The 325-nt window shown below is 77.8% G+C and carries 1 protein-coding gene; it reads left to right on the top strand.

The window, feature by feature from the left end; genetic code table 11:
• Positions 1-325 (top strand): zinc-dependent metalloprotease (locus DBV35_RS29640; protein ID WP_205648959.1); only part of this gene is annotated, 325 nt, incomplete at both ends.

Genomic DNA, 325 nt, shown 5'->3' with positions numbered 1-325 from the left:
CGCGACGATCGTCGGGCTGGAGCTGCGGCCGCGGAAGCTGCGGGCCGCGGCGGACCTGTGGAGGCTGCTGGGCGCCGAGCGCGGCGTCGAGGGCCGCGACGCGGTCTGGGCGCACCCGGACCTGATCCCGTCGGCCGAGGACCTGGACGACCCGGCCGCCTTCGTGCGCGGCGGCGCGACCGGCGGGGCCGTCCCGGACGACCCGATCGCCGAGCTGGAGCGCCAGATGGCCGCCGACGCGGAGAAGAGGAAGGCCGAGTCGTCCGGGGCCCCGGAGGAGCCCGGCACCTCGGAGAAGCCCTCCGCGGAGGACACCGACGACGAG

It is taken from the genome of Acuticoccus kandeliae (assembly GCF_003073115.1).
Note: the sequence above shows the minus strand (reverse complement) of the source record. Positions and strands in the feature narration are given on the sequence as shown.